24 protein-coding genes are annotated in these 26,807 nt (G+C 45.0%); 3 read left to right on the top strand and 21 right to left on the bottom strand.

The features are described 5' to 3' along the window. Nucleotides 1–214 precede the first annotated feature (214 nt). Nucleotides 215–391, top strand: coding sequence for a hypothetical protein (locus AC787_RS34010; protein ID WP_161807504.1), 177 nt, complete (start codon nt 215–217; stop codon nt 389–391). Between the two features lie 106 nt (nt 392–497). Here the strand turns inward: AC787_RS34010 and AC787_RS01685 are convergent, their stop codons facing one another. From AC787_RS01685 to AC787_RS01675, 3 genes are all read right to left on the bottom strand, one after another. Continuing rightward, on the bottom strand, nt 498–785 hold the full coding sequence (locus tag AC787_RS01685) for a HesB/YadR/YfhF family protein (RefSeq protein WP_054023209.1): 288 nt from the start codon (nt 783–785) through the stop codon (nt 498–500). A 121-nt stretch (nt 786–906) separates the two neighbouring features. Continuing rightward, nucleotides 907–1,680 carry a Cof-type HAD-IIB family hydrolase gene (locus AC787_RS01680; RefSeq protein WP_054023208.1) on the bottom strand — a complete coding sequence of 258 codons (774 nt, stop codon included), beginning with the start codon at nt 1,678–1,680 and terminating at the stop codon, nt 907–909. A 102-nt stretch (nt 1,681–1,782) separates the two neighbouring features. After that, nucleotides 1,783–2,733, bottom strand: a complete 951-nt coding sequence (locus AC787_RS01675) for a VanW family protein (protein WP_054023207.1) — start codon at nt 2,731–2,733, stop codon at nt 1,783–1,785. Between the two features lie 141 nt (nt 2,734–2,874). Between AC787_RS01675 and AC787_RS01670 the strand changes: the two genes are divergently transcribed. Further along, on the top strand, nt 2,875–4,047 hold the full coding sequence (locus tag AC787_RS01670; protein WP_054023206.1) for a hypothetical protein: 1,173 nt from the start codon (nt 2,875–2,877) through the stop codon (nt 4,045–4,047). Nucleotides 4,048–5,239: 1,192 nt separating this feature from the next. After that, nucleotides 5,240–5,599 carry a helix-turn-helix domain-containing protein gene (locus AC787_RS01665; RefSeq protein ID WP_235560878.1) on the top strand — a complete coding sequence of 120 codons (360 nt, stop codon included), beginning with the start codon at nt 5,240–5,242 and terminating at the stop codon, nt 5,597–5,599. A gap of 33 nt (nt 5,600–5,632) precedes the next feature. Here AC787_RS01665 and AC787_RS01660 read toward each other — a convergent pair whose 3' ends face one another. The 18 genes from AC787_RS01660 to AC787_RS01575 all read right to left on the bottom strand — a co-directional run bounded on the left by AC787_RS01660 (nt 5,633) and on the right by AC787_RS01575 (nt 26,027). Continuing rightward, nucleotides 5,633–6,475: a hypothetical protein gene (locus AC787_RS01660; protein WP_054023204.1), complete on the bottom strand. Its 843-nt coding sequence runs from the start codon at nt 6,473–6,475 to the stop codon at nt 5,633–5,635. 85 nt (nt 6,476–6,560) lie between these two features. Then, entirely contained in the window at nt 6,561–9,803 is a 3,243-nt protein-coding gene (locus AC787_RS01655; protein ID WP_054023203.1) for a hypothetical protein, read from the bottom strand. A gap of 28 nt (nt 9,804–9,831) precedes the next feature. Continuing rightward, a complete protein-coding gene (locus tag AC787_RS01650; protein WP_054026837.1) occupies nt 9,832–11,172 on the bottom strand; it encodes a UDP-glucose dehydrogenase family protein in 1,341 nt (446 codons plus the stop codon). A gap of 29 nt (nt 11,173–11,201) precedes the next feature. Continuing rightward, nucleotides 11,202–12,569, bottom strand: coding sequence for a sugar phosphate nucleotidyltransferase (locus AC787_RS01645; RefSeq protein WP_054023202.1), 1,368 nt, complete (start codon nt 12,567–12,569; stop codon nt 11,202–11,204). A gap of 46 nt (nt 12,570–12,615) precedes the next feature. After that, nucleotides 12,616–13,569 carry a polysaccharide pyruvyl transferase family protein gene (locus AC787_RS01640; RefSeq protein ID WP_054023201.1) on the bottom strand — a complete coding sequence of 318 codons (954 nt, stop codon included), beginning with the start codon at nt 13,567–13,569 and terminating at the stop codon, nt 12,616–12,618. A 1-nt stretch (nt 13,570) separates the two neighbouring features. After that, nucleotides 13,571–14,923 carry a lipopolysaccharide biosynthesis protein gene (locus AC787_RS01635; RefSeq protein WP_054023200.1) on the bottom strand — a complete coding sequence of 451 codons (1,353 nt, stop codon included), beginning with the start codon at nt 14,921–14,923 and terminating at the stop codon, nt 13,571–13,573. Nucleotides 14,924–14,932: 9 nt separating this feature from the next. Next, complete coding sequence (locus tag AC787_RS01630; protein WP_054023199.1) at nt 14,933–15,832, bottom strand: glycosyltransferase; 900 nt, start codon at nt 15,830–15,832, stop codon at nt 14,933–14,935. 10 nt (nt 15,833–15,842) lie between these two features. Continuing rightward, the gene (locus AC787_RS01625) at nt 15,843–16,868 is read right to left on the bottom strand and encodes a glycosyltransferase family 4 protein (RefSeq protein WP_054023198.1); all 1,026 of its coding nucleotides are present in this window, start codon (nt 16,866–16,868) and stop codon (nt 15,843–15,845) included. Between the two features lie 15 nt (nt 16,869–16,883). Then, nucleotides 16,884–17,453, bottom strand: coding sequence for a DapH/DapD/GlmU-related protein (locus AC787_RS01620; RefSeq protein ID WP_054023197.1), 570 nt, complete (start codon nt 17,451–17,453; stop codon nt 16,884–16,886). Next, nucleotides 17,450–18,583: a glycosyltransferase gene (locus tag AC787_RS01615; protein WP_054023196.1), complete on the bottom strand. Its 1,134-nt coding sequence runs from the start codon at nt 18,581–18,583 to the stop codon at nt 17,450–17,452. The genes AC787_RS01620 and AC787_RS01615 overlap by 4 nt, the downstream gene beginning before the upstream one ends. A 1-nt stretch (nt 18,584) precedes the next feature. Beyond that, a complete protein-coding gene (locus tag AC787_RS01610) occupies nt 18,585–19,754 on the bottom strand; it encodes a glycosyltransferase family 4 protein (RefSeq protein ID WP_054023195.1) in 1,170 nt (389 codons plus the stop codon). Beyond that, nucleotides 19,751–21,136, bottom strand: a complete 1,386-nt coding sequence (locus tag AC787_RS01605) for a hypothetical protein (RefSeq protein WP_054023194.1) — start codon at nt 21,134–21,136, stop codon at nt 19,751–19,753. Before AC787_RS01605 ends, AC787_RS01610 begins: the two co-directional genes overlap by 4 nt. Before the next feature lie 21 nt (nt 21,137–21,157). Further along, nucleotides 21,158–22,273, bottom strand: a complete 1,116-nt coding sequence (locus tag AC787_RS01600) for a glycosyltransferase (RefSeq protein ID WP_054023193.1) — start codon at nt 22,271–22,273, stop codon at nt 21,158–21,160. Nucleotides 22,274–22,368: 95 nt separating this feature from the next. Further along, entirely contained in the window at nt 22,369–23,058 is a 690-nt protein-coding gene (locus AC787_RS01595) for a sugar transferase (protein WP_082360589.1), read from the bottom strand. Further along, nucleotides 23,055–23,963 (bottom strand): UTP--glucose-1-phosphate uridylyltransferase GalU, encoded by a 909-nt coding sequence (gene galU / locus AC787_RS01590; protein WP_054023192.1) that lies wholly within the window; start codon nt 23,961–23,963, stop codon nt 23,055–23,057. Before galU ends, AC787_RS01595 begins: the two co-directional genes overlap by 4 nt. A gap of 186 nt (nt 23,964–24,149) precedes the next feature. After that, nucleotides 24,150–24,842: a CpsD/CapB family tyrosine-protein kinase gene (locus AC787_RS01585; protein WP_054023191.1), complete on the bottom strand. Its 693-nt coding sequence runs from the start codon at nt 24,840–24,842 to the stop codon at nt 24,150–24,152. After that, on the bottom strand, nt 24,823–25,578 hold the full coding sequence (locus AC787_RS01580; protein WP_054023190.1) for a YveK family protein: 756 nt from the start codon (nt 25,576–25,578) through the stop codon (nt 24,823–24,825). Before AC787_RS01580 ends, AC787_RS01585 begins: the two co-directional genes overlap by 20 nt. Nucleotides 25,579–25,742: 164 nt before the next feature. After that, a complete protein-coding gene (locus AC787_RS01575; RefSeq protein WP_054023189.1) occupies nt 25,743–26,027 on the bottom strand; it encodes a hypothetical protein in 285 nt (94 codons plus the stop codon). Nucleotides 26,028–26,807: the final 780 nt, after the last annotated feature.

Here is a 26,807-nt window from a genome sequence, read left to right as displayed (position 1 = left end):
TTTCTGTTAAGTTATTGTGCTCTGATCGCTTGCGTTTGCTACACCTTTAGTTTAGGGGTTTATCTTACATTTGTATGTCGGGGAACTCCCTGAACTATAGCTCAGGGTTTCCATACAAAAGCTGCTCCACAAATAGGGAGGTTCCCCGATGTGGCCGCAATGATCCTTCTTTTATAATGGTAATAAGTGATCGGAAAATGAGAGGATGGCGGCAATGACAATGAACATAAAGGCAACTTTAAATGATGGGGACAACAAGGAGAGTCCGGTGATCGGTGTATCGCATGATGCGGACAAAGCTGCTGATCATCGTCATACCGGCAAATGCTGCAATTGCTCAAAAAGCTCATGCAAGGAGAAGTCGGAAGCAGACCCGCTTGCTGATCAATAACAAATAGGAGATAACACGAAAAAAAAAGGAGCAGTTCCTCAAGGTCTATGACCCATTGGAGCTGCTCCTATTTTGTTGTACTGCTATACAAGCTGTGAATAAGAGGTTATTCCACAACCATTTTAATTTCTTCATATTTCTCGTCAAAAGAAATCCGAAGCGTCTTGTTATCCAAATACCACAGATTGTCATCTTCTATAAAATAGGTTATACCTTCTACGACATCACGAAGTCCCACCGTTTTGGGCTCTTCCTTCATGATGCCAAGTGAAAGACCTGGATGAACGCTGCCACAGCCGCCCAGGCGAACGTAAATGCGAATCGCTTCACCATCGGAAAGACCCATCTCTTGTTTGTACCAGCGAGCAGCTGGTTGTTCCACTATTAATTTCATCTCGGTCAGCTCCTTCCGCTACATGCTCTACTCCATCATCACGAAATAGCTTAGCGGTGTCAACCCTTACGTGCCAAACAATCTTCCATAAGCTGTCCATCTTAATGTCAGAAGGCAATGATTATAAAACCCCAAACTTTTTCAACGCAAACTCGATTCCGTCCTCACTTGATTTTTTAGTTACGAAATCAGCTGCTCCTTTTAACCGTTCATTCCCATTGCCCATCGCAATACCTAGCCCTACTAATTCCAACATGTCTATGTCGTTCTCACCATCACCAAATGCAATAGCTTCTGATTTATCCACGTTAAAATATTGCAAAACCTTCATGATCGCAAGCGACTTGGACACCTCTTCCTGCAATACGTTTAGGACAAAAGGATGCCATCTTTTTAAGGTTAGATGCGGAAACCGCTCCCTATATTTCTGGGCTGTTGCATCATCAGCAAACAAGCACATTAAGTAAACCTCTTGTTCATAAATCAATGGATTTGCCGCTGGATAATGAAGCAAAGACAGTGTTTCCTTCAATGCTTTTGCTATCTCAATATTTTCAACACCGTTCATGCAGTAATCTTCCGTATAAAATGAAAGGCCGTGATTGCAGGTGTATGCAAAATCATATACTTCTTTAATCATATTTTTGTCCAGCGGCAATTTATGTAAGACCTCTTGATTATGCTTAACATACGCTCCATTTGCGGTAATGAACGTATCTATTCCTAATTCTTTTATTTCTTCACACATGGATAGCGGTCTTCCTGTTGCTGCAACCACCTTGAGTCCTTTGTCTTTAAGCGCCTTTATCGCTTCTTTGGTATTATTCGAAATGCTGCCATCCTCATGGTGCGTAATCGTTCCATCCACATCGAAAAAAACAATTTTGTAATCCAAAAGCATCTCCCCCCGCTTTACTTTAACCTTGGATATTATTACAAGCAATATTTCAACTTGTGATTATTCGCAAAAAAAAGGACTGCCCTATGCGGCAGCCCCTTAATCTATGATGTCTATAATCGACTCAGAGCCGCCTGCATCCATCTCTAATTTAATTTCCTCAGGCAATTTTTTCGAGGCGCTCGGCACTTGTCTGGTTTTTGCATTAATGTCTTCAGTAGAGCAAATGACGATACTTACCTGACCACCCTGCGCATACGCACGAATTAGAATGGGCTGATCATATTTATTTTGAAACACAAAATCCGGTCCATACCAGCTGACGGTCGCATCGCGGCCAGCGGGCACATATTTGACATGTCGGCTGTGTGAATAGCGCTCAACAATTTTGAGTCCAGCTCGATCCACAGCATTAAAGAGTGTCGATGAAATTTGACAAATGCCACCGCCGACGTCCTCAGAAACTTCTCCCCTTACAATTACCGGAGCACGCAAATACCCTTTCTCCCTCGTCCGCTTGCCGACAACCTCATTAAATGAGAACCGCTCATCAGGAAAGACGACATGATTATTGATTGCTTTCGCAGCTAATTCAACGTTATGAGAACGGTTTTTGTTGCGTGAGTTGTAATATGTAGCATAGAGTCCAATTTTCTTTGTTTTGATGACGGATAGCAGCTCACTGTCTACTTTCGGATAAGTGGTTAACATAGGAATCTCAAGTCGAGACAATTCCCCTTCAAAAATAAAGCTGTAAACCTGTTCCTCAAACGCTTTCCGATTAAGCTTACTTCCCGTATGCTCAGGCATGATTCTCCCCGCTCCGTCAAGCACTGCATTAATGGGCGGCTTCTGCACTCGTTTTTCAAGATCATCCATAAATTTATGAAGCTTGTCTTGGTCAACGAGCGGAATGCCTGTCAGTGAATCGCTATACTGTGCTCGTTTCATTTCTGATATTACACGGCCATCATGCTCAATCACTAAAGGATCGGAATATTGTCCTTGTTGAAACATAAACAATATGGCCAATATCCATGGCAGTCCCATTGTCGTTAGTCACCCCCATACGGTAGTATCCGTGCTAGTATGAATCATTTCAGACCGAAGCATGCATGAGGGCGACTACATAATTAATAAGCTATTGGCTGAAAATAACGATAATGAGTGTGATTGGAGGAAGATAACAAAATGAAACGTACCGTGAGACAAGCTTCAGCTGTTATCTTATTGGTTTTCATCTCGCTGCTAGCCTTACAGCCGAACGATGCTGCAGCACAGACGATGTTTCTGAAGCCAAAAAAATCAGATGAGCTGCGTCACCAGAATATATTGATTATGACTGTCCGTTCTGGCCAGCATGCCTTATTCATGAGCGAGCTTCAAATTGAAAGTCGAGAAATCAATGCCGCTTTACGCCAATCCAAGCATGTTCCTGCAACTGAGATAGACTTTTACCCCGATATAGACATCACGATGCAGTCGACTGAAGCGATACATTTCCGCTTGGAGCGTTCCGGTCAGCTTTGGAATGAAGCGAAGGCTGAAAAAACGATTTTGCCAGACAAGTTAGCTAAGAAGCTAGTCGGGTTAGCCGAAGGTCTGCGGACACAGCATTACGGAAAACTGCTATCGTGGCAGCAAGCAACGGGACTTTTGCCTAAAAAAAGCATGTTTTCCGTGACGGAGCTGGAGACAGGATTAACATTTAATGTACAGCGGCGGGCAGGAAGTGATCACGCTGATGTGCAGCCGTTAATGAAAGAGGATTCCCGTATTATGAAGCAAATTTATAACGGCAAGTGGAGCTGGAAAAGAAAGGCTGTACTTATCCACTCCGGTGACACTTGGATCGCAGCCTCCATGAATGGCATGCCGCATGGCGGAGACGGCATTCCGGAGAATGGCTTCTCTGGTCATTTTTGCATTCATTTTCTGGGCAGCTCCACCCATAAGTCCGATAGTCCAGACCCCGCACACCAAATGATGGTACATAAGGCTGCTGGTCAAATTAAGCCTTATTTTGAATCTGCTCAGCCAAACGTCCTAGCTAGAAGTTTCGTTGAAGCGATGTATCATCAAGATCATGAACTATTGCTTCCGCTCGCAGAACAAATGCCAAAGGAAAAGCTTGCTTCCTTCTTAAATGTAATGGAGTCGCTCGTTTCCATACGAGAGCAAATTCCGCCAAAGTCCAAAGGCATGGCCCGCTCCGATGAGCTGGGAGATGCTTTAACAACTGAAATAAGACTACCTGTATCCATTCATCAGCTGAATAAGCCTCGTCAAAACGTTGTCTATACCTTTATGTTCAAACGAGAATCCGTTCAGTCGCCATGGCATATTCTAGATATAATAAAATGAAAAAATCCCTATAGCTGCGGAAGCCGAATTAATCGGCTTTCCTTTGCTATAGGGATTTATTCATCTAATTACCTTATTCCAGCATACTCATCATCGAATAGATAGCGGCTGTAAGTACATATATGTGCTTATAGAGTTCATTCGGCGGCGGTGAGGGGCTTTTAAGTAGCTGTTAGCACGTATGTGTTCTTACAGCTCTGCTATGGAGTAATGTGAGTTTGGCGGCTGTTAGCACATATATGTGCTTATTGTGCCCATTCGGCGGCGGAGCGGCACTAAAGTAGCTGTTAGCACGTATATGTTCTTACAGCTATGAAATATCGTTAGTTTGGGCGTTGTAAGCACAAATATGTGCTTATAGAGTCCTTTCGGCGGCGGGGCGGAGCTCTAAAGTATCTTTTAGCACGTATGTGTTCTTACAGCTATGGAGTAATGTGAGATTGGCGGCTGTAAGCACATATATGTGCTTATAGAGTCCATTCGGCGGTTGCGCAGGGCTTTTAAGTCGCTGTTAGCACGTATGTGTTCTTACAGCTACGGAGTAATGTGAGTTACGCGGTTGTAAGCACATATATGTGCTTATTGCTTCCATTCGGCGGCGGCGTGGAGCTTTTAAGTCGCTGTAAGTACGTATGTGCTCTTTCAGCTATGAAATAACGTTAGTTTGGGCGTTGTAAGCACATATATGTGCTTATAGAGTCCATTCGACGGTGGAGTAGGGCTTTTAAATCACTGTAAGCACCTATGTGTTCTTACAGCTATGGAGTAATGTGAGTTTGGCGGCTGTTAGCACATATATGTGCTTATAGAGTCCATTCGACGGCGGAGCGGGACTAAAGTAGCTGTTAGCACGTATATGTTCTTACAGCTATGAAATAACTTTAGTTTAGGCGTTGTAAGCACATATATGTGCTTATAGAGTCCATTCGGCGGAGGAGCGGGGCTCTAAAGTAGCTGTTAGCACCTATGTGTTCATACAGCTATGAAGTAGCATTAGTTGGGCGGCTGTTAGCACATATATGTGCTTATAGAGTCAAATCGGCGGCGGCACGGGGACCATTCAAAGGTTTACATCTAGCTAGCATTCTGACTTGTACATACATTTGGAAAACATGATATAATTATGTGTGCATTTCCTTGCAAGCAATATGATCATTTCAAATAGACATTTGAGACGTTGGAGAGGGGGATAATGATGTTTGCGAAGCGCCTTAAACAGCTGCGTAAATCGAGGAAATTAACTATGCAGGAAGTAGCTGATTTCTTAGGGGTTGCAAAAAGCACCTATGCAGGTTATGAATCGGGATACCGACAGCCGACTCTTGAATCCATTCAGACCATTTCGCGTAAGCTGCGCACTTCCGCTGATTATCTTCTAGGGCTTACCGATTATCCTGAATCGCCATCCGAGCTCAACCATAATGCGAAGGAATTTTTGAAATATGAACAACTTCATTGGGATGGGGTTCCTTTGGAAAAGGACGATCTGGATTTGATTCGCAACTTGCTCGAACGTGTCCTCCGTGACCGCACTTTGCCAAAGAATGAATAATTTATCTATCGAACCGCCTATAGGATGAGGAACTCAACCGCCCATCAATTGCAGCAGCTTCGCTTCAAATTGTCCTTGAAGCTGCAGCATGAGATCGCTGAACGTTTGCTCCCACTTCTCCGTAATTTCCGCTTCTACATTATCTTTTTCTGCTTGTCCAATAATCCCCTGCATCTTCGTACTGCATGTCGCTTCTGCCTTCGTAAGCCCGTCCATCCATTTTTGACTCAACTCCTGAAAAGCGTAAGGGTCTGACATATCCATTTGCTCGACACTTTTTTCCGCTCCAGCCAGAACGTCATTCATATCCTGCGTACACTTTGCTTGAAGCTGAATAATCTTTTGCTCGTATTTTTCCGTTGCTGAAATTGGAGTTTCGGTTTCCGGCACACTAGGCAGCTCAGGCGTTGGTTTTGGTTTTGGCGCTGAACCATCATTCGGCTTAGTGACCGTATCTTTATTCGGCTTGCTTGTGCTTGATGGCTTCGTTGTCTGTACAGGCTGAGAATTATCCGATTCGGTCGGTTTCTCCGTCTCTTTCTCCGGCAGTACAGCTTCTTCTCCGCTTCCACCAGGTTTACCCGCAACCTGCTCCGCTGGTTTACCCGTTTTGTCAGTCGTTGAAGGTACTCCGTCTACCGCTGGGCTTGTTTTCTCAGGTACTACCCCGTACAGTTCATCCTCATCCAGCTCTGCTTGCTCTTTCAATGCTGCGCCATTCGCATTCACAATATGTGATTGCTGTGAAGATTCATTCCAATAGAGCCCGCCCCACACGAATAACAGAATAAGGGTTAACGAGCCTAGTATTATATTAATGGTATCCGGCTTCTGAAGCCGTGGCCGCCTTTTCTTCCTTGCTTGCTGCTTGCTCATAGTATGCTCATACCACCTTCCGCTTTGAATAGAAAGAAGCCAGTCTCCTTTCTCTTAGGTGAGAAGGAAGACTGGCCGCTTTTTCTTAAGATCGCATGATTTCCATTATAATAGTAGTAAGCAATTTGTTGACCTTGCTTTTCGTTTCGTTTATCGCCTTATTTTTCAGCGCGTTCGTTGTCTTTACTTCGTTAATTTCATTGACTGCTACATTTCTAGCCAGTACAACATCCATAATCAATTGCGCCTTTTGCTCATCGTTTGTTGCTGCTTTCAGCTTTTTCTTAATATCGTTTAGCTTAGTATCTAATTCTTCAGCGATTCTTTTAAACTCTGCTTTTGGATCAATTTCGACGTCGTCATTAACGAGTGTCACCTCTTGCTGGAAAATCACTTTAGCTGAGCCGCCATACGGATTAACTAAAGTCGCTTGAATGACAGCCGTCCCTTTAGCGACTTTTTTCGGAATCGTTACTTTTCCTCTCGAGTCAACCGTGACATCTTTGCTTCCCGATACTTTTTTCCATTTCAAGAACGAAGAAGGAAGAGCTGTTCCAAGCAACTTCAAGCTGTATTCATGCTGTCTTCCGCTTGCTGTAATCTTCACTGTCGAAATGACTTCTGAACGGATATATGCGACAGTTAATGCGTTAATAGCACGCTCATCATACTTCAGCTTCAATTGGAATTTAAGAACAGTTGAACGCAAGTCCGTCGATTTAACACCAAGATTGTAAAGCGCCTCGCTTAATGCATAATCATCCTTCTCAGATAAAATCTCACTCATCGCTTTCAAAATAACTTCATTTATTTTTGCTTTATTGCCAAGCAGCTGTGCGATTTCCTGCGGCTTCATATCCGAAATAATATCGCGAACAGTCCCTTCAATGCCCGGACGGTCATCACCATCTCCGAACAGTAGAACAAGGAAGTCATCCATGCTCAAGTTTGTTACTCCGCCGGCAGCTGCAATCGTCTTCAGCGTAGCGCGGAACTCTGGATTCGTACGAATCGCTTCAAGCCCTTTCCCCTCTGGGTCATATTGAATGGAGCCGACCGCTTGAATGATTTGGAACAAGCTCTTCTTCAGTTCCGTTTTATTAACCGATCCCGGAAGATTAGGCGCGATTTTGTTCCAGATTGGATCGATAAGCGATTGATCCTTGCCAAAATCAAGCTTGGTGATCTCATTGCGCAGATTGCGAACATCCTGAACATCTGCAGGATCTCCAGCAAGCAGCGCCGCGTGAAGCTTATTCATTCGTGCTAGGAATTCCTCTGCCGGAAAATGGTCTCCCTCTCCACTGGTTGCCGTTAACGTAACCTCTTTCTCAAAAATAACCTTTGCTGATCCGCCATATGGATTAACGAATGTGGCTTGAATAATCGCCGAACCGCTAGCAACGCCTCGTGGAAGCGTAACTGTACCGTTAGCTGCTACTTTTACATCTTTGCTTCCAGACACTTTGCTCCACCGCAGCGCAAGTGTCGGAACATCCACACCAAACACTTTCAAGCTGTATTTTTGCTCGCGACCGTCTTCACTGACTTTAACGCTCTCGACCGCTTCGGCGCGCATTTGAGCAATGATCAACGCTTGAATTGCCGGCTCATCCTTCTTCAATCTCGACTGGAAGTTAAGTATTGTCGCAGCAGATTCCTTCGCTGTTACCCCTAACTGGCTTAAAACGGAGCTCACTTTATAATTACCTGTTTCACTTAAGAGCTCCTCTGTCTTCTGAAGCAACAGTGTTGATATAGCTTTCTTGTCTCCAATCAATTGCAGCAGCTGCGTCGGTGACAGGCTTGCCAGCCGTTGCCGAATAGCACCATCTACACCCGGGATAACCTCGCCATCACCAAATAAAAACATCAGAAGATCGTCGATGACAAAGCTGGATTCACCGCCCCCGGCAGCTCCAAGTTCCATTAATGCCGCTCGATATTCGGGATTATTGCGAATTTCCTCCAAGCCCGAAGCTTGCGGGTTATACGGAATCAAGCTGATTGCTTTAATAATATCGAATAAAGTAGCCTTTAGCTTCGCTTGGTCTGCTGATGCCGGCAGATTAGCAGCTACCTTCTTCCAAATCGGGTCGATTAAACTCTGATCCTTCGCAAAATCCAGCTCGGCAATTTCGTTACGCAAATTAACAACCGCTTGTATATCCGCTGGATCTCCTGCTGCTAGAGCAGAATGCAACTTATTCATCCGCTTAAGAAAGGACTCCACAGGAAACACAGTCTCATTCGAAACCGCACCATTTAACGTAACCTCTTGCTCAAATATAACTTTCGCCGAGCCGCCGTATGGATTAATCAGCTTAGCCTGAATAACGGCTGTGCCGGTTTTCGCAGAATCCGGTATAGTAACGACACCCGTAGGCAATACCTTTACATTAGAATCGCCGGATACCTTTGACCACTGCAGCACTTGTGGGAAAAGATATACGCCAAACACATTTAAGCTATACGAATGCACACGACCGGTGTAGTCTATTTTCACGCTTGAATTCACTGCTGAACGAATGTAGGCCACAGTCATAGCGCTGATCGCAGGCTCATCCTTTTGCAGCTTCAGCTGAAAATTCTGCACGGTTGCTCTTACATCCTGTGGCTTTACGCCTAAGTTTTTCAAAATAGAGCTGAACTTGTACGCTTTCGTTTCACCGAGCAGCTTCTCCGTTGCTTGAAGCAGGACAGCTGTAATGCCTTGCTTATTGCCAAGCAGCAAAATCAGTTCCTCCGGAGACTTCTCCGCGATCAGGCTGGCAATCGTTCCTTCGACACCTTTTCGACTGCTGCCATCACCAAACATAAAGACGAGAAAGTCTTCCAATCTAATGTTCTCGTCGCCGCCTGCAGCCGCAATCGTCTTCAAGGTTGCTCGAAATTCAGGATTCGTACGAATAGCCTCTAGGTCAGTGGCTTCGGGGTCATATCGGAAGGAGCCGACAGCCTTGATCAACCGGAACAGGCTTGCCTTTAGTTCCGCCTTATCGGCAGACTCAGGAAGCTTAGCGCTAATTTTTGTCCAAATGGGATCAATCAGCTGCAGGTTTGTCGCTTCATCAAGTCCGGCAATTTCATCTCGCAAATTTTTAACCTCTTGTATGTCAGTCTTGTCCCCAGCCGCAAGAGCAGCATGTAGAGCCTTCATTCGCTCCAAAAACACGCTTGAAGGCAGCCCAGCTTCTGCGGCACTCGCCGCTTGAACAAATCCCAGCTTCTCCGTCAGCCCTTTCTGGCTGAGCGGCAACCCACCTAGCGATGCAGTAAGCATCGAGATTGCTAGCGCGGATAAAGTTACTTTTTTTCGAAATGTCATTTCATTCACCTCTGGTCATAAGTTTGGTTTAAAATTGTAATACAGGTATTTGCTGCTTTACGCCTTGATTAAGGCTAGGGCGGCCTACAGAGTAATAAACAAATTCAGTACCAACCAAATGCTCCTCTTCGAAAACATTACGGCCGTCAATCAAAATTGGACTTTTTAAAACCTTTTGGAGCAGTCCAAGGTCAACCCGCGAGAACTCCTCCCACTCGGTCAGCAAGCAAAGCGCATCCGCATCTTTTGCCGCTTCCATCGCTTCCTCGCACCATTCAACACCGGTAATTTCATACAAAGTACGGAAGTTGTCAGTCGCGATAGGGTCATATGCCTTGACCTTTACACCGTTATCAACCAAATGTTGAATAATTTCCGATGCTGGAGAATCACGCACATCATCCGTATTTGGCTTAAATGCGAGTCCCCAGACTGCAATCGTCTTGCCCGATAGATCGCCTTGGAAAATCGTCTCCAGCTTGCGAATGACGTTGAATCGCTGATCCTGATTGACTTCTACTACCGATCGGAGCAGCTTGAATTCATAATCAACATGACCGGCGATTTGAATCAAGGCGCTGGTATCCTTAGGAAAACAAGAGCCCCCATAGCCGATCCCAGCTTTTAGAAACGATGGGCCAATTCGCTTGTCATAACCCATTCCCTCAGCTACCTTCGTAACATCCGCGCCCACTTTCTCGCAAATATTAGCGATCTCGTTGATAAATGATATTTTTGTAGCTAGAAACGCATTGGACGCATATTTAATCATTTCAGCGCTGCGAATATCCGTGATGACAATTTGCTCGGTTAAAGGAATATGCAATAGCTTCATGATGTCTGCTGCATTTGGTGAGCTCGCTCCGATAATAATGCGATCCGGGTGGAGTGTGTCCTGAATGGCCGAGCCCTCGCGCAAAAACTCTGGCAGCGATATACTGTCAAACAATTCACTTGTGTGAGAGCTAATGACGTTTGCTAGACGTTCATTCGTTCCAACCGGCACTGTGCTTTTTACCGCAATAATTTTATAACCATTCATCGCCTTTGCGATCTCTACGGCTGCTTGGTCAATGTAAGATAGATTGGCTTCGCCATTTGGCAGCGGTGGTGTTCCGACCGCCAAAATAATAATGTCCGATTGTTGAACCGCGCTTTGCAAATCGGTCGTGAATGTCAGCATCCCCGCCGCTCGGTTCGACGCTGCGAGCTCCTTCAAACCTGGCTCATAAATCGGAATGCCGCCGGCGTTTAGTATCTCAATTTTGCGCGGGTCATTGTCTACACAAATCACGCGATTGCCAAGCTCCGCATAACAGATGCCCGATACGAGCCCAACGTAGCCAGTTCCAATAACCGTGATGTTCATGCTAATCGCTCCTTCATCGAATGATTTATTTATACGGTGCATATTTGCATAATCTCATTCCAATCGAAGGCAAGCCGGACAATGTCCTCTTCAATAAGCTCTGTCCCTGTCTGAATTTCGATAATGTCCATCTCTGTTTCCGCACGCAGGCTATGAAGGCACTCTTTCGAAATCGTTAAAACATCGCCTGATTTCACCTCGAAGCTTCGACCATTCAAGACCATGACCCCATGCCCGGAAACAATAGTCCATACCTCGTTTCTCAGCAGATGGTATTGATAGCTTAAATTCCGTCCTGGTGCAACACATAGTCGTTTGGTCAGCACTTCCTTGCCATCTGGATATTTCAAATAATCGAGTACCCGATAGCGTCCCCAGCGCCGCTCCTCATACATCGGACGTTGGTCAGAATGCTTCATAACCTCCTTGATCATAGGACTAGCAGCTTTATCCGATACCAAAATTCCGTCCGGACTCGCCGCTACGATGACATTGGAGACATTCAGCAGCGTAATCGGGATGTCTAGTTCATTAATGACATGCGTATTGCTCGAATCTCCCGAAATAATCCCTTTCCCAATAAGCGGCGTTTCGATTTCCTCCGTCAATGTGTTCCAAGTACCAAGATCCTTCCAATCTCCCTCGTAAGGCAGTGCTACGATATGAGTGGATTTTTCTACAATTTCATAGTCAAAGCTGTTTTTAGGCAGCTTTCCATATTGCTTCAACATCTCGTCGTACTGAATAGGGAATTCACCCGCGATTAGAATGTTAATGAGAAAATCAAGCTTGAATGCAAAAACCCCACAGTTCCAAAGCGCAGCCTGCTCAATCATGGCTGCCGCTTCTTCTTCGCGGGGTTTTTCTCTAAAGCTGTTTACATTGACATATTTATTCGCCTCAGCTGCATACTCTGGAACGATATAGCCATATTTTTCCGAAGGATACGTCGGCTTAACGCCCATGAGCGCCAAATCCGCTCCCGATTCATTCAGAACCAGCTCAAGCTCCTTCGTCTTATGGAAAAATGATTGCTCTACGTATGGATCAACGGGCATGACAACCACGGTCTCATTCAAGCTTACACCTTGCACTGAATATAAATAGGTTGCTGCGAGCGCGATAGCAGGGAAGGTATCTCTTCTTTCCGGCTCGACGATCACTTCGATCTCGCTTCCGAGCTGACTATGAATCATATCTACCTGCGGCTTGCTTGTTGCGATGTAGGAATGCTCACGTAAACCTGCTTTCGTGATTTGTCCCCATACGCGCTGAACCATCGATTCGCGTTCGCCACTCTCATCTCTCAGCACCTTCAAAAACTGCTTGGATCTCGATTCGTTCGACAACGGCCAAAGCCGCTTCCCCGAGCCTCCTGATAGAAGAACAATCTTCATCTTGATTCCTCCTAAAAGTTTTTATGAATCCATACTTCATGTCCCGCTAAGCTTCGTTCTTCACCACTAATTGCGCTGACTTGATGGCACTGGTCCATGTGTTGTAGTAATTCGAGTTTTTACCGTATGAGTTATCGAGCAGTGTATTAGGCTTGTCCATCAGACAGGATAATATATGCCCGTGCAGCCTAGAGGTTTGCACGACGCGATAGCCGCTGAAGCGCTTGACTGCTTTGTCTACCAGATAGTCGGAATACTTGCCCCATATCGCCTGCATCGGAAGAGGCACTCCGCTTTTCGTCATCATTTGTCCGATCATCTTAATTGATTTTTTCTCCACACGATTGTAAAGGGAAGCCCAGTCCAAATAATCGCCTCTGCCAGCTGACTCAAAGCTCGCCTGCTCGCTCGTCTTCTCAATATCGGTACGGAAGAAGCAGAGCAGCTCCTTGCCTGGGCTACTTTTCGGTAAAATCGGCCATAGCTGATGTGCCATGTCAGGCGATAAGTATACGCAGCATTTATCGAACTTTTGAGCCGCCACACCATAAGACAACGTATCCCGTACAAATAGATGAACATCCTTATGTCCATTGAAGATACGCGCCGTACGATCATATTCTGCTTCCTTCTCAAAGAAAATCGTCTGCGGCAGCAATACGATGCGGTGATTAGGGTAGCTGGCGACGATTTTCTCCCGCAGCTTCTGATGGACCGGATACAAATCACCGAAGTTGCCACCGCCCTGCAGGACGATAATTTGATCATTTGGAATGATCAGATTATTAGGAAAATCAAGAACGCTGTAACGCGCAGCAACGCGGATTTGATTGTCCTTGAAGAAAGCCTCTGCACCTTTCATAATCAGTAAATCTCCGCCATTGTTGTATACAGGGTAATCGATATAATAAATGCTTGAGCCCGGTGGAATCACCTTCGTTATACGGAGAAGCATCTTCTTTAAGCCCTCCATCGGATGTACCTGTGATTCAACTTGCATATCAACGCGCTCCTTTACGTCGTTTTTTGTCCTTCAAACGCTCGATTAGAAATCGGAAATCATTTTTATCAAACAACATGCCTGATAACTCTACTTGGAAAATAATTTTCATCGATGCCAATGTCACCGCCAAGCGGATAACCGCGCCGATTAATAAGGCGAGGGCGATTCCATTCAGCCCATACATGGGCGTAAATAGGAAAAACAATCCGATCGTTACCGTTAAGGCAATAAGCTGGCGGACAAGCACTAGTCCTGGACGGCCCATCGCATTAAACGAGGATGCCAAAATCCATGCGCCGCCCCCGAGAATACATTCAAACGACAGCAGATAAAAAGCTCCGCTTGCTTCGAGGAACGGTGCTCCGAACAGAATGCCCATCAGATAACGGCCGATGAACATGCTCGGGATGACGACGATCGTCATCAGCAGCATCGATAGTCGAAACGCCCTGCCAACCGTTGCAATAATGGCTGACTTCTCCATGCCGGTAACCTTCGGAAACACAACGTTTGTAATCGCCATCTGTACGACATTGAATACACGAGACAGCGCATAAACGACCGTGTACAGCCCTAGATCTCTAGCAGTCAGCATCGATAGAATAACGAGTTTATCAAACTGCGTGTACAGTGTGCCGAGCAGCTCTACTCCGAACACTTTGCTGCCATAACCGAATAACGCCTTAGCTGCGAGCCGATTGCCAAGTCCCTTCAACCAGTTCATCTGAAGCGTTTCTCTTAAACTATATAATGACCATGAAACGACAAGCACGCTGGTCACGAGAAATACAAGTGAAGTGTTATGCAGGCTTAAATCACCAACCGCCCAAAGTGCCAACAGCCCAACCAAATTGCACAGCGGAACCGATAAGCGTACACCATTGTAAATGTTGAACTTTCCTGTACTCTGTGCCAGAGCCGATATTAAATTTATAGCGAGCAGGATCGGCAGCATGAGTACCGTATACCATCTCGTAATTTGAATGACGTCAGCCGGGTAGTTGCCAAGCCAAACCGGCAGCCATATCCACGCAACTACGCCAACAATTATGCTGATCGGAATTTGAAATAAAAAGCCCGCTCTAACAAAATCGCTCCCGCTGCCTTTATTTTGTTTCATATTGTAAATAAGTGAGGTTGGCAGGCCGAAGCCTACTAGCCCCGCAAGAAGCGTCGGCCAAAACAAAATGGCTGAAAATTCTCCCTTTCCAACGACGCCGAACATACGCGCAGTTACGATCGAGGTCAGTGTGCTGATGACCATAACGAGGAGATTCGTTGCACTGGTGCGCATAATCGTTTGAACGAGACCGTTGCCCCTCCAAACTTTTGAAATAGCGAGCTGCGCCATAGCTTTCCGTCAACCCCTACCGTTATAACGCAGAATGCCGACAAGTGACCCGTTGCGATAACATATTTTCACGACTTGGCTGATAAATTTCTTGAAATGAAAAATCGACAGCAAGGACGTTCCAATCGCCTGAATCATTCGGATCACATGTTTGACGATTGCAACGAGGCTTCTGTCCTGCCGCTTGACCGCATCGCTCACTCCTTGCCAGAAGATCCGCTTCAAAAACCATTTTTTTGTCGTTCTTTCCTTGGCGATTTTGTGCTGAACAGCCGCATAAGGCGTGTAAAACACTTTGTAGTTTTCGCGAAGCCGTGCGATTAATTCGCTTTCCTCACTCGAGAGCAGGTTCGTGCCTACCCGTCCAAGATCCTCTCGAAATGGCTTAATTGTCCGAAAAACGCTTGTTCGAAAAGCAACGTTTGCGCCATAAGGAATGGACGGTGCAGGCATTTCCTTCACAACGCTTGAATAATCAAGAATCGTGAATACCGAACGATGCTCCTCCGGAATCCAGTCCGGCTCAGCCGCTTCCCAGATCGGATCAATTTTGCCGCCTACGCAGCCAATCGCCGCATCGCTCTCAAACACCTCCACGATATGCCGTACCCAGTCGCGAGAGGCAAGTGCATCATCATCTAGGAACAGAATGTATTCGCCGTTAGCCTCCTTAATCGCACGATTGCGGGCTACCGACAAGCCAAGCCTATTCTCAAAAATATACCGAATGTTAGAACCAAAACGATGCGCAAGCTTACCAACTACTTCTGCTGTATTGTCTGTCGATCGATTGTCGACAACGACAATTTCGATTTGCTCCCGCTCAAAGCTTTGATCAAGCACGCTCTCTATTGCCTCTCCCGTATCCTTTGCCCGGTTATGGGTACAGATGGCCACCGTTACCTTCATCCTTTATCCCCTATCCTTGGTAAACATTTTTTATCCTTTGTGCGATCGAGCCCCAATCGAGTTCCTTAAGCACCTCTTCATACTTTGGCGTCTTATGTTCTCTCTTCACATTTAACGCAGCTTTCATCGCATTCTCGAGGCCGTTATAGTCGTTTGGATTGTAGCTCACGACCATATCCTCCATAAAGTACTCATCAATAAAATCATTATCCGGCATGACGATGAGCTTCCTGAACGAGAGGCCAAGTATCGCTGAGCCCGAGGTCGTGATTTCCTTGTACGGCATCACCATCACATCGACGGCGCTAATCAAGTCAGCAACGGCTTCATTCGGAATGAATCGTAAATCCAAAATAATATTTTCCTTATCCTCTACACGCTTCAAATACGATTCCATCTGCTTGTCCGCTTTGCCGGCAATGATCAGATAGGTATTTCTAGTCTTGCATGCATTAAAGGCTTCAATTAAATCCTCGACACCCTTATAAGCTTTGATCGCGCCTAAAAACAAATAAACATCAGCTTCCTTGCTGATGCCATAAGACTCTCTAAAATTGAAGCCTGCCGGCTTGTACACGCCAAGATAATGACCGTGCTTCACGACAAAGAGCTTGCTTGCTGGAACTCCGAATTCCATCATGACCTTACGTTTGATCGACTCAGAGGCAACCAGCAGCTTGCTGCAAAATTTACAAATGAGCGTTCGCATGAACCGCTCCAGCCGCTTATACTTCACCTGATGCGGATATAGATTATGTATCGTCCATACCAGCTGCACGTTCCGCAGTTTCAAATAAAGCATCGTCATGACAAAAATGATCGATTTCACAATGAACAGCAGCGGATTGTTATTCTGATAGGCATGATGCATCCAGTGAATATGGACAATATCACCCGCCTTCGCTTGTCCGACCTGAAGCATAAGCTTGCCATGCTTCAAATCCTTGACTTCCATGCCTGCACTGCTGAGTGAATCAGTCAACAAATCATTATAAAAGTTCAACTCGCTTGATTTTGGCCACATCCATACTTTCATGGCATTACGCTCCCTTCAGTTATATCTGCGAACCCATTCCTTCGTGATCTGGAGCTCGCGAATAATCTTTGCGGGAGCACCGCCTGCCAGCACATTTTCCGGAATATTCCTTGTTACGATACTGCCAGCCGCAATGACCGAGCCACGGCCAATCGTTACGCCAGGCAAAATAACAACACCGCGTCCAATCCACACATTATCCGAAATGATGATGTCTTTGCTGCCTGCACCATCCTCCATATCAACGGGGTGAAAGTTCGTATCAATAATGTTCACCATCGGACCGATAATCGTATTGCTGCCGATTCGGATCGACTTGGTGCAGCCGATATCGAGGCCATAATTAAAAAACACATTATCCCCGACCCAAAGCTCCGCTTGCTTCTCAACGGAAATCGATGAAGGCAACGGCTTCGAGTGGAAGGAAACATTTTTGCCAACAATGAACCGACCTTTGTTTCTCAAGGTAAGTTTCCCGGAAATCCGTCCAAGCCTGCCAACTGCACTCGTCTTGATCGGAAGAATAGCTGCCCCCTTCAGTACGGCCAGCAGCTTGCCGAAACTTATTTGATTGAAGGTACTCATCTGACCATCCCGCCTGCCGCTTCCGATTTTAGGTTTGGCGCGAGCAGCTCACGATACGTCGACTCCACCTTCTTCGCAATGGAGCACATATTAAAGTCATTCATCACGCTCGTATAACCTTGACTCGATAATTCCTCATAATCAACCTGTTGGTCGTACACGCTCCGAATCGTCTGATACAGCTCTTCCACATCGCCATCCTTCACGATGAAGCCGCCTCTCGTCTGATGTATGATCTCTGGCGCTCCGCCAGAATCCGCAACGATAACTGGCGTTTGTACGAGCATCGATTCAATAATGACTCTCCCAAACGGCTCGTTAAGCGAGAAGTTTATCGTTAAATCACATTCCTTCATCACATCAAGCGGTTTTTTACTGTAGCCATAGAAGATAACATGATGCTCCAAGCCGTATGACAGCACCTTCTTGATCATGTCATTGTAATAGTCATCCGACCCGTCAACTGAAGCGTCACCCACGATGAGCAGCTTCCAATTGTTCCGATTGCTGTCCGAAAGCTTCTTCACCGCCTCAATCATGAGATGGTATCTTTTCCATTCCACGATACGCCCGAACGTGCCGATCACTAGCGTATCATCCTCCATAAAGTCCCTGCTCTTCCTCGTCAAAGCAAGCTCTGGATCAACACCGTTATAAATAATCGTCTTGTTGTTGCCCTTAATCGAATTCGCTACAAATTGCGAGATACAAATAACCCGATCAAAAAACCGCGGCAGCACTTGGTTGAACATACGCAAATGGGTATAGTCACGGTGATGCCAGATCAGCTTGCTCTTCGTCATAAACTTCAGTGGAGCTGTATACCAAGGTGCTCGCCAGCCATTTGCATGAACGATGTCGATACGATTTTTACGCACAAATGATTGGATCTTAAGAACCGTTTCTATATAACCTAAGCCTAATTTTTTCTTAATGCTGCCCAGCTGCAGCGGGAAATGAACATATTCCGATCTAATTTCATTTAGATACGTCGCATCGCGCGGACTTAACAAGAAAATCCGATATTTCGACGTATCCAAGTAATTAATTAAATGAATCAGGCTTTGCTCAGCTCCGCCCTTTTTATCCGCATGGGTAACAAACAAAACATTCGTTTTACTTCGACTCATTCTAGAGCACCTGCTTTACTGGATAACTGACGTTCAAGGATTGAATATACGTGTTAAGCACTTCTTTATGGTTGTAATGCGTGCGCAAGAAGTTTTGCGACGACTCCAGCAACGATTTGGCCGTTTCCGGATTATCGAATAGCTGCTTGATTTTCCCATAAAATTGCTCCGGTCGATCAGCGACCATAATATGCTCATTATCCACAAGACCTGTCCCCTCGTAGCCGATGGAGGTCGAGATAACCGGCAAGCCATTCTGGATAGCTTCAATCGTTTTCAGCTTGACGCCCGCTCCGTTCTGCATCGGATTAACAAATAAATAGCCGCTCCGATAAATCTCATCCAAACTCTTCGGCGTGTCATGTACAATGACGTTCGTTAGGTTGTAGCTATCGAGCCAGCTGAGGCTCTGTTTTCTGCTGTTCCCTGCCACGATAAACTTATAATTCGGCTCCTTCAGCATCAGCGGGTGTATATGCTCCAGATACCACTGAATCGCTTCTCTGTTATTTGGCATAAACAAGGATCCGATGAATACGACATGCTTGCTGCGGAAATCACTTGCCTCGAAGCTGCCCTTCGTTACCGGAGGAGGCAGGAATAAGCTTTTTGCAGCAGGATGCTGCTTTCGGAAGCTTTCAAACTCCTTGCTCGATATAAACAAGTATTTATCCACCTTCTGCAGCATTTTTTTCTGCAAAACCGTGAATTTACTGCTTTCCATGTGGTAATACATTTTGTGGACGACATTTTTAGTGCTTTTGGCAAGCGCCTTGAAATATACCGCTTCATCGTTATGCACCCGCAGGATGACTGTGTCATGCTTGATCTTCGGGTTCTGCAAAACCGGATACACGTAGTCGCCTTCAAGCAGAACATAATCGTAATCCCCTGCCAGCTCTACGTTCCTGAGCTCACTTCGCGACTGCACCTGCATCGGAATAACATGCAGTAAATCAGCTAGCTTGCGTCTTCGATCACAAAGTGTAATCTTTTCCACGTATTCATATACCGTGTCCATTTCTTCCTTGGATGGCATCTGCTTGCCGCAGACGAGCAAATGCAGCTTCCAGCCAAGCTCAGCCAAAACCTTGATTCTCCCCCATGTGTCTACCCTACCGCCATGATCGGCGGGATAGGGAAAATCACTGCATACCACAAGCATTTTCATTTGGATATCCCCGACCTTTTTGGTTGTTGTATTTCGTTTTTGCCTAAATAAAGACTAATAAAAGCAAAGAGCAGCCAAATCTCATATTTAATCTCCAAGGAAACGAGGAGCATTGAAAATAAGATAAAGACTAAGGCAAGAAATAGAATAGAGCTGGATTTCACTTTGACGATCAGGTTTTTGGCAAGCAGATAGAAGAACAAGACCGCGAAAAGCCCGCCAAACATAATCCATTGGAAAAAGCCTGATTTGACGCCTAAGTTTTTATCCGAACCCGAATATTGCAACAGCTCCCCCGCATTAATTTGGCTGATGCCAAATGTATTGTAATAGAAATGGGACATCATGCTGATCGAATCATTCACATACTTATCGAAATACATGAGATATGCTCCTGTGCCAACCCCGAGCGGATTGTGAAACACCGTAATCAGCGAGATAATGATCGTTCCCATACGCGTGTAGGAAGATGTGTAGTTTTCGATGTCATTACTGAACGAGCTGACCAGCCCCGCAGAAAAATTAGTGATGAACATATACATGGCCAGAACGACTGAGATGAGCAAAATAAAATTTTTCTTTTTCCGAAAATCCAAAAACTTGATCATGGTCACGACTAGCGTGAATAAGCTGATAATCATAAACCCTTTGGAACCTGTAATAAATAAGTAAAATAGAAAAAAACCTGAAGCATAGACGATCGTTAGCGTCCTGCCAAAGCGATTTAAATACTTCGTTAAATACACCAGAATGGATGCATACACCACAACGATAGAGCCCGTCGTGCTGCTCTCCGAGGTTAGCATCCTGACCCTCCAATAGGGATTGTTCCCTGCATGCAAATACGTGAATGCGTTCGGCATACTCATAAGCTCCAAAATCATGATGGCCGTCAGCAGCGTAACGATCGCAAGGAAACAGCCATACAGCGTTTTAAAGCTTGTGATTTTGGAAAAAACGAGCTGCATATGCCTGATGTAAAGCAGAATGAGCACAAAATAAATGAGCACCTTTATCGCTTTGCCGAGCAGCCCCTCTGAGCCGAAGCTATAGCTGCCTTGAATAAATTGAATAAGCAAATACACAATGCTGATAAAGCTCAAATACAAAATAAACCCGAATATATACTTCTGCAGCATGGTGCCATGCATCACCCGCTTATGCTTCGCCAGCAGCCCAATTTCACAAAACACAAAAAACGGAACTAGCAAAATAATGGGTGACCTGCCGATCTCGCCGATCATATTAACTAACGGGAAATCCTGGTAGACGGTCAGCACCAGCAAAAAGCACAAATAAATCGCCAAAAAGATCTGTTCCTTCTCTTCTTTTTTGGCTAATTTAGCTTTAATCACTAGATTGCTTTGCAAGCTTTGGCTCATCTTCTCTTCATCCCCGTAAATCTAGACGTATTTTTTGACGGCGGAGGAGAACGATTTGCTTTGTTTTTGCAAGGCTTCCTCGTATAGCCGCTCGATTTGGTTATTCATTTTATCTGAATGGAATTTCTCTTGGAAAATGTCCCATCCGGCTAGTCCCAGCTCTTTCAGTTTCGACTTGTCCAGTTCATGAATGATATCCGCCAGCTCTTGCTTATTGTCGAAGTCAAATACATACCCGTTAACGCCATCGCTAATAATTTCCGGAAGCGCGCCTCGATTGCTTGCAATGACCGGCTTCTTATTCCGCAGTGCTTCAATGGCGACGATGCCAAAGCCTTCCCAGCGTGATGGAATGATTACCGCGTCACAGGATTGCATATAACGGTCAATCTGAGAATTATCTACCCAGCCGATCTTAATCGTGTTCTCAGGAAAGATATATTCAACTTCCTCCAGCACGGTATCGCCAACCAAATATAGACGAACGTTCGTGAACCGATGCTCGCTGAACACCTCTAGCAGCAGATCAAAACCCTTCTGACGATCGAAGCGCCCTACATAAAGTAAATGAATCATGCCAGGATCAGTCTCAAAAGGAGGTTTGCTCAATGCTGACGTATCTGAAACACCGTTATAGACGACTCCCGATTTGGCCGCTGGCAGTCCGTAATGCATTGCCTTCTCATATTCATGCTTGGAAATGTTAATAATGAAATCGGTCCTAAGTGCCATCGTCTTCTCAACTAAGGCGAATACCCGCTGCTTCCACGGCTTAATATCCATCAGAAATGCCCAGCCATGTGCGTTATAGATGACGATCGGACGCTGACTCTTGAAAAAAAACAACGTCCGCAGGAAAACACCTGCGAACGTTCCATGTACATGTACAATATCAGGTTTAAATTCCTTTACCTTACGATGAATAGCTTTTATGGCTTTCACAAAATAAGCAGGCTTTCTCTTGTAAGGGTACAAGCACAATCGATCTTGGCTAATTTGAAGCGATTCAGGGCTGGAATTCTGCTCAGAAGCCATAAGATAAATATCATGTCTGCTCGCTTGGTAGCTCAGCACCTCGTTCAAGTGCGTCTCGATGCCGCCCTTAGTAAACTCCGAAATATGCAGGATCCTTGCCATTTTTATCAACTCCTCAAAGTTTTGCGGAGCAAAACTATCTTCGTAAGCATTAGCTTGTTTTGCGGAGCAAAACTATCTTCGTAAGCATTAGCTCTTTAAAAAGCATCCTGAGAACCGACTATGGTTTTCACCGTTCTCAGCATAATTTTAAAATCAAACCAAATGCATCGCTTCTGAATATAGGTCAGGTCTAGCTCAACCATTTGCTTGAAGCATAGATTGTTTCTGCCGCTTACCTGCCATAGCCCCGTGCAGCCTGGCGTTACGGACAAGCGCTGCTTGTCGTACTCCGTATATTCCGCTACCTCCCGCGAAAGAGGCGGCCTTGGACCAACCAAAGACATTTCGCCTCTTAGCACGTTCAGCAGTTGAGGCAACTCATCGATGCTCGTTTTACGAATCACCTTGCCGATTTTCGTAATGCGCGGATCATCCTTCATCTTGAACATAGCACCGCTGATTTCGTTCTTATCAAGCAGCTCCTTTAGCTTATCTTCGGCACCAGTTAGCATCGAGCGGAATTTATACATGCGAAACGGCTTCTCATCCTTGCCGATCCTCGTCTGATAGAAGAAGACAGAACCTTTAGGGTCCTCCCACTTAATAAGGATAGCGATGATGATAAACAGCGGGCTTAACAGGAATAAACCAACTAGCGAACCAACAATGTCAATCGTACGTTTGAGAATCGAATACATGCTTATCGTTTTCTCAACGTTACGCCTATTCGAATAGTAATCAGAAACGCCGATTGCCGCTTCATCCTGATATTGTGGAGGTGTCATCTTCTTTCGCTCCTTCCAGCTATTAACTGCTTGCTAAGCTCCCGTTCCATTAATTCCTCAAGCTCAGTCATAAGCTGATACTTAAGTTCATTATTTCTTAATGCAAAATCCAGCGTTGTCATAATGAAGCCAAGCTTTTCTCCAACGTCATAGCGAATGCCTTGGAAATCAAAAGCGTAGACTCCTTTATCTACGTTGAGCTTTTGTATGGCATCCGTAAGCTGAATTTCTCCTCCAGCTCCGCGCTCATGCTGGCCTAAATACTCGAATATATCGGGAGTGAGCACGTAACGACCCATAATCGCTAGATTGGAAGGAGCTTGTCCTTGCGGCGGCTTCTCCACAAAACGGTTGACCTCATAAAGATTATCTACCCGCTGTCCTGGATCAACGATTCCGTATCGATGCGTCTGATCCACGCCAACCGTCTGAACGCCAATGACGGAGCGGCCGGTTTTCTCATATTGTTCAATGAGCTGCCTCGTGCAAGGAGTCTCCGCTTCCACGATATCATCCCCGAGAAGCACGGCAAATGGCTCGTCCCCAATAAAGTTGCGAGCGCACCATACCGCATGCCCAAGTCCCTTTGCTTCTTTTTGCCTTATGTAGTGAAGATTCACATTTGATGATTTCCTTACTTTTTCCAATATGTCGAACTTACCTTTTTGTTCTAATATATGCTCAAGCTCAAATGCGATATCGAAGTGATCCTCAATTGCACGCTTCCCTTTACCAGTTACGACGATGATATCCTCAACGCCTGACTCAATCGCTTCCTCTACAATGTACTGAATAGTAGGCTTATCGACGATTGGAAGCATTTCTTTAGGCATCGCTTTGGTTGCCGGTAAGAACCGGGTACCGAGTCCTGCGGCGGGGATAATGGCTTTTCTCACTTTTTTCATTTGATTTCACCCTATCCTATTATTTTTTTTGTTCTTAAGGGGCATTTAACCCCTCCTCACGTCACACCCTTGACGATTAACGTCTAAGGTCGGCTGACCCACAGCATGACCGAGTGCCTCCGGTGATAGAGGTGCAGGAGACATTACCTATCTATTCCTTGCTTCTAGCTGCGGGAGCAAGGATGCTTAAGCATCCGTCTTTTCCCCGTAGTAGTAAGAGTAGATATCTGAATGATTTCGATTGATCTTATTCAGCACGACGCCGATAAGATTTGCTTTTACATGCTCAAGTGACGCCTTTGCTTTAAGTGCAATATCCTTTTTCACTTTACCCGAGTCGATAACGAGAACGACGCCATCACTTTGTGTTGCCACAATCTGAGCATCTGTCACTGACATAATTGGCGGCGTATCGATGATGACCATATCGTATCGCTCTCTAGCTGTCTTAAGCAGATCCGCCATTTGCAAAGACGAGAGCAGCTCTGAAGGATTGGGAGGCGTAGGCCCCGCTTGTATAATGGACAGGTTGTCCGTATTCGTGAACTGGATAATGTCCTCGAGTTTCAGTTGGTTCAATAAAGCCGTCGTTAGACCGCTCCGGTTGGACTTTCCAAAGATATGATGCTGAGAAGGCTTGCGAAGATCCGCATCAATCAGCAGTACCTTTTTGTTTGCTTGAGCAAAAGCGACAGCCATATTGGCGCAAGTCGTGCTTTTGCCCTCGCTTGGTTTAGAAGAGGTGACCATAATAATTTGCAGCTTTTGATTTATCGTCGAGAACTCGATGTTCGTCCGCAGCATTCGGTACCCTTCAGAAATGGGCGATTTGGGATTAAGCTCGGTAATTAAGTTCCACTTAGGAATCAAATGAGACATTTTTTCCCCTCCCTGAATTCGGCATTAACGTAGTGCTGCTGCTGTTGTCCATCGAATCACGCTCTTCAAACTTTGGAATCGACGTCAATACCGGTACCTCCAGCAGTGCCTCGATGTCTTCCTCGGTCTTAATCGTGTCATCCAAGTAATCCAGCAGGAAGGATATGCCTACACCCGCCATCAATGCCAGCATGAACGTGACCGCAATGTTCATCTTTGGATTCGGTGCAACCGGACCGTGTTGTTCATGTGGATCAGCTTGGTCAAGCACTGAAACATTATCTACCTTCATCAGCTCTGGAACTGATTTTTGAAAAACGATGGCAACCGCATTCGCAATTTTTGCGGCTTGCTCATAAGAGTCATCCCGTACCGAGATGGACATGACCTGTGTTTCATTCACTGAACTTACGCTTACCTTGCCGATTAGCTCGCCATACGTCACACCAAGATCCGGGTATTGCTTTACAACCCGCTTCATCATTCGTGGCGTTCTCAAAATTTCTTTATAGGTTTTGATAAGTCCAATCGTGGTGTTTATCGATCCAAGGTCTATGCTCGGTATGAGCGAACTGCTCTCCTTAACTTGGTTGACGATTAACTTAGCGGATGCTTCATACTGTGGTTTGATAAAGTAGTTGGAGTATATGCCGATGGTCAGACAGCTTACTGAAATAATCAAGGCTATCATCAATAACCTTCTTCTGACGATGATCCAATACTGTTTTAATTCCAAATCATTTCCTCCATTACTAATAAAATCATCCGTTCATGCGCTTCACGAAAGTTGTTCTTAATGAATATTAAAATTTTCTCATTATTCAAAACGCGAACTTTTGGACGTCATTCGTTTACAGGATTATTCTTTATTATGAATACCTGCTAAAAAAGTTAAATCTATTATCTCGTGTTCTTTATGAACTCATCGACGGTCCCGCCATTCATCACATGCTCCATCATATCGGCAGAGCAAGCTTGCAGGCCGATCTTACCGAGCAGCTGTGACACCAGCTTTGCCATGTCGATCGGTTCATTGTGAATAGGGAAGCCGGTTGCCATAAGCAGCTCAGGCAACGACCTTGCTTCCGATTGCTCGTCTTTCTGTAATAGAGAAGGGTCCTCGGATAGTATTTTCAAAAACTGCTTCAGCTTCATCCGCTTCTGCTCCTGATTTGAAACGTTCATCTCTGAAACCTCCATTCATCAGCTCACTCGTACATTTTGAATTTTGGATAGCTTCTTGTCTCTCTTTGCACTCTAGTATGACACAGATGATAATAATTCTTGAGGGAATAAAGACATGGTGTCACTTAGACAATCTTGCTCATTTTCATTATGGTTTTCATAAGTACGGACTCCTAATTGATGCGAATAGTGGGATATAACATGGCATGCTTTTTACGTTGAAATTGATAATTCTGACTTTTGAAAGCGCTTTACAGTAGTTTGGCGAAAGTCCCACTTCAGACTCATACATCCATGCTTATTTTTTTCTCTTTAACCCATATATTATAAAGGATTTTGTCTTTTTACCACTTTTATCCAGTCAACTATTCCTTTCAAAATTTCACTCATTTAACGAAAAAATAAGGGACTATTGGCCAGCATCCTACCTAAGCAGCAGTAAAACATCATTCGACATATTTTGCATTTCTCTTTTTCCAGTACGTTTTAACACCTAAAAACCCAATATTTACACTTAAAAAACAAAAGAAAGATGAGTTTCAACTAAAAAAAGGGCCGAAGTAAGCCCAAAAAGCGGATATTCCATAGCTCTCGGTTAAACATTCATGCTTTTCAGTGATCTATATTTTGCACCTATCAGGATTATCGAACATCATTCGGGATAAATATAAAGCTTCGAAAGCACTGAAATCAACGAGCATATCCTATCATTTTGTTCCAATATAACTATTAGTGCACTTCTACTAACGTCCTACTCCATTATCTATTTTGACAAAATTA

The sequence above is a fragment of the Bacillus sp. FJAT-28004 genome, assembly GCF_001280845.1.
In the GTDB taxonomy this organism is placed as follows: domain Bacteria; phylum Bacillota; class Bacilli; order Paenibacillales; family Paenibacillaceae; genus Pristimantibacillus.
The sequence above is the reverse complement of the archived record's forward strand: the minus strand, read 5'-3'. Positions and strand labels throughout refer to the sequence as shown.

Coding starts and splice junctions, on each gene's coding strand:
- AC787_RS01675 (WP_054023207.1), bottom strand. CDS start 2,733: ATGGGACTGCCATGGATATTGGCCATATTGTTTATGTTTCAACAAGGA.
- AC787_RS01630 (WP_054023199.1), bottom strand. CDS start 15,832: ATGAAGGTAACGGTGGCCATCTGTACCCATAACCGGGCAAAGGATACG.
- AC787_RS01645 (WP_054023202.1), bottom strand. CDS start 12,569: ATGAAGATTGTTCTTCTATCAGGAGGCTCGGGGAAGCGGCTTTGGCCG.
- AC787_RS01595 (WP_082360589.1), bottom strand. CDS start 23,058: ATGACACCTCCACAATATCAGGATGAAGCGGCAATCGGCGTTTCTGAT.
- AC787_RS01575 (WP_054023189.1), bottom strand. CDS start 26,027: ATGAACGTTTCAAATCAGGAGCAGAAGCGGATGAAGCTGAAGCAGTTT.
- galU (WP_054023192.1), bottom strand. CDS start 23,963: ATGAAAAAAGTGAGAAAAGCCATTATCCCCGCCGCAGGACTCGGTACC.
- AC787_RS01610 (WP_054023195.1), bottom strand. CDS start 19,754: ATGAAAATGCTTGTGGTATGCAGTGATTTTCCCTATCCCGCCGATCAT.
- AC787_RS01635 (WP_054023200.1), bottom strand. CDS start 14,923: ATGGCGCAGCTCGCTATTTCAAAAGTTTGGAGGGGCAACGGTCTCGTT.
- AC787_RS01685 (WP_054023209.1), bottom strand. CDS start 785: ATGAAATTAATAGTGGAACAACCAGCTGCTCGCTGGTACAAACAAGAG.
- AC787_RS01665 (WP_235560878.1), top strand. CDS start 5,240: ATGATGTTTGCGAAGCGCCTTAAACAGCTGCGTAAATCGAGGAAATTA.
- AC787_RS01640 (WP_054023201.1), bottom strand. CDS start 13,569: ATGCAAGTTGAATCACAGGTACATCCGATGGAGGGCTTAAAGAAGATG.
- AC787_RS34010 (WP_161807504.1), top strand. CDS start 215: ATGACAATGAACATAAAGGCAACTTTAAATGATGGGGACAACAAGGAG.
- AC787_RS01670 (WP_054023206.1), top strand. CDS start 2,875: ATGAAACGTACCGTGAGACAAGCTTCAGCTGTTATCTTATTGGTTTTC.
- AC787_RS01655 (WP_054023203.1), bottom strand. CDS start 9,803: ATGACATTTCGAAAAAAAGTAACTTTATCCGCGCTAGCAATCTCGATG.
- AC787_RS01660 (WP_054023204.1), bottom strand. CDS start 6,475: ATGAGCAAGCAGCAAGCAAGGAAGAAAAGGCGGCCACGGCTTCAGAAG.
- AC787_RS01650 (WP_054026837.1), bottom strand. CDS start 11,172: ATGAACATCACGGTTATTGGAACTGGCTACGTTGGGCTCGTATCGGGC.
- AC787_RS01600 (WP_054023193.1), bottom strand. CDS start 22,273: ATGGCAAGGATCCTGCATATTTCGGAGTTTACTAAGGGCGGCATCGAG.
- AC787_RS01625 (WP_054023198.1), bottom strand. CDS start 16,868: ATGAAAGTATGGATGTGGCCAAAATCAAGCGAGTTGAACTTTTATAAT.
- AC787_RS01585 (WP_054023191.1), bottom strand. CDS start 24,842: ATGTCTCATTTGATTCCTAAGTGGAACTTAATTACCGAGCTTAATCCC.
- AC787_RS01615 (WP_054023196.1), bottom strand. CDS start 18,583: ATGAGTCGAAGTAAAACGAATGTTTTGTTTGTTACCCATGCGGATAAA.
- AC787_RS01605 (WP_054023194.1), bottom strand. CDS start 21,136: ATGAGCCAAAGCTTGCAAAGCAATCTAGTGATTAAAGCTAAATTAGCC.
- AC787_RS01620 (WP_054023197.1), bottom strand. CDS start 17,453: ATGAGTACCTTCAATCAAATAAGTTTCGGCAAGCTGCTGGCCGTACTG.